2 protein-coding genes are annotated in these 2,316 nt (G+C 58.5%); one reads left to right on the forward strand and one right to left on the reverse strand.

Annotation, left to right across the window (positions count from 1 at the left end; translation table 11 throughout):
* Window positions 1-1,721: M1 family metallopeptidase (locus VL547_RS08020; protein WP_325577078.1), on the reverse strand; the 1,721-nt coding region annotated here is incomplete at its 3' end.
* Between the two features lie 57 nt (window positions 1,722-1,778).
* Between VL547_RS08020 and VL547_RS08025 the strand changes: the two genes are divergently transcribed.
* Window positions 1,779-2,316 (forward strand): hypothetical protein (locus VL547_RS08025; protein WP_325577080.1); only part of this gene is annotated, 538 nt, incomplete at its 3' end.

Consider the following 2,316-nt stretch of genomic DNA (forward strand, 5'->3'; position numbering starts at 1 on the left):
TTGGTGGCGTCGCCGGAAACGTATTTGACGGAACTAACGGCCTGGTCCAGCTTGTCCGTGGTGAAGAACCATTCCTTCCAGAACCAGTCGAGGTTTTCACCTACGGCGCTGTTCATCGTCCGGAAGAAGTCGTCCGGTTGCGGGTGCTTGAAGGCCCAGCGATGGACATACAGCTTGAAGGCGTAGTCAAAACGCACGCTGTCCAGGATGACGTCTCGTAACAGGTTCAAACCCGCGGACGTCTTGAAGTAATAGGCGCCGTACCCGTTCAGGTTCATGCCTTCGGGGGCGGTCATGAGCGGGTCCTTTTCGCTACGGAGCATGCCCATGACCATTTCCGGGCGGGGCTTGCGGTAGTATTCGCCGTGGTTGAACTCCCGGGTCGAAAACTGGTTGATAAAGGTGTTGAAGCCTTCGTCCTGCCACATAAAACGGCGCTCGTTGGAGCCTACGATCATGGGGAACCAGTTGTGGCCGATCTCGTGGGTGATGTCGCCCCACAGGCCGCCGTTGGTCAGGTTGGATTGGCAGAAGATGATGCCGGGGTATTCCATCCCCAGGGCGACGCCGGCTACGCTGACGGCGGAGTTCCAGGGGTATTCGAAATAATAGTCCGAGTAGATTTCGATCGAACGCTTGAGGTATTCGGTGGAGCGGCCATAGCGGTCCTTACCGGCGGCTTCGATGGGGTAAGCGGACTGCGCGATGGCTGGGCGGCCGGAGGGCAGGTTTACCTTGGCGGCGTCCCAGATGAAGGCGCGCGAAGCGGCCCAGGATACGTCGCGGGTATTGTCCATCTTGAAGTGCCAGGTCGAATTGCCCGACGCATGTACGTGGCTCGACGCCTGCCCAACCTCGTCGGCGTTGATGATCATGACGGTTTCATTGCTCTTGCGCGCCTGGGCAAAGCGTTCGGCCTGGCGCGGCGTCAGCACCTCCTGCGGGTTTTGCAGGTCGCCCGAAGCAACGACGGTCATGTCGGCGGGCGCGGTCAGGTAATAATCGAAGTTGCCATATTCGCAATAGAACTCACCCAGGCCCATATAGGGCAACGTATTCCAGGACTCGATGTCGTCGTACACGCACATCCGGGGGTACCATTGCGCCAGCTCGTACACCACGCCGTTCTTGGTATCCAGCCGGCCCATGCGGTCGGCGCCATAGACGGGGATGGCGAAGTTGTATTTTACGCGAACGGTGATCTTATCGCCGTCGGCCTTTACGGGCGCCTGTAACCGCACCTGCATACGGGCATCGGAGATGATAGGGGTGACGGCGTAAGTTTTTCCCTCATACGTCACCTCGACGGACTCGATGTGGTAGCCGCCCTTCGAAAAACCCTTTACGTCGAAACGGTCGCCGCTGATGGGCGTGGTGGCGGCGCCCCGGCTATCCGGGCGGAACAGGTTCTGGTCCAGCTGGAGCCAGAGGAAGTCCAGCTTGTCCGGGCTGTTATTGGTATAGTTGATCGTGACTTCGCCGTTGATCGTGGTATCCGGCTCGTCGAGCGTGGCCTTTATAACGTAGTCGGCGCGGTTCTGCCAGTATTTGGGGCCCGGCGCGCCACTGGCGCTGCGGTAGACGTTACCGTCGGTCCTAAAGAAATAGGGGCTGAACAGCTCGTGTGGGGAGTAGCTGGAAGTGGTCTGCGCAAGCACGCCCGAAGACGGGAGGGCCGCCAGCAACAGACCTCCCATAGCAAAACGTTGTAATTTCTTCATCCCGCTAAGATAGGCCTTTGAAAAATATCGTACTTTCCGCTCGTCAAACACATCCCTATGCGTATCTGCCTCATTCCCATGTTGCTACTGGCTTTGTCGTCTGTAAAGGCCCAGTCCATCACCGACTTCCCCGACATGCGGTCCAAACGCGACAACCTTTCGAAGGTCCCCGATCCCACGATCAAGCACGACCTGATCTTCTTTACCCTGGCGGGTCTCGACCAGCGCGTCGGTCAGCCCCAGGCCACCAGCCTGCCGGTCACGGCGTCGGGGAGCGACAATATCACCTTCAGCCATGACCAGCTCCGGGTGACCATCCAGGCCACGCCTTTCGTATTGGGCAAGCGGCGCGTGAACGAAATCGACAAGCACGTGATCCGGATCGATAATAAACCCTATTACGGCAACTATGGGGTATTGCCGACCACGGCGATCGCCTCGGTCACGCTCATCGACGGTAAGGATACCGTAAAGGTGCCCGCAGCGGCTTTCTCCGATTGCTATCAGCCGCTCTTTATGGACGGAGGGAAGACCCACGACGGGGTGTACCGGTCGCCCGACGGGCACACGATCTATATTTATATGCTCAATAAGG

This window comes from Dinghuibacter sp., from assembly GCF_035492835.1.
GTDB lineage: Bacteria > Bacteroidota > Bacteroidia > Chitinophagales > Chitinophagaceae > Dinghuibacter.